Origin of the sequence: Haloprofundus marisrubri (assembly GCF_001469955.1) — an archaeon.
Taxonomy (GTDB): domain Archaea; phylum Halobacteriota; class Halobacteria; order Halobacteriales; family Haloferacaceae; genus Haloprofundus; species Haloprofundus marisrubri.
Genome location: NZ_LOPU01000027.1, coordinates 1 through 202 on the forward strand (window position 1 = coordinate 1; position 202 = coordinate 202).

The window sequence follows — 202 nt, forward strand, 5'->3', positions numbered from 1 at the left end:
CCCGCGTGTTGCCCAGCACATTCGGGGCATACTGACCTACCGTTGCCCGTTCCTTCCTCCGTGTTAGCCACGGCAGTCCTCTTAATGTACCCAGCCAGCCGGAGCTGCTGCTGGCAATTAAGAGTGCGGGTCTCGCTCGTTGCCTGACTTAACAGGACGCCTCACGGTACGAGCTGACGGCGGCCATGCACCTCCTCTCAAT

Annotated in this window: 1 rRNA gene; it reads right to left on the reverse strand. The window is 60.4% G+C overall.

The features are described 5' to 3' along the window. Positions 1-202, reverse strand: a 16S ribosomal RNA gene (locus tag AUR64_RS10395); the annotation flags it as partial.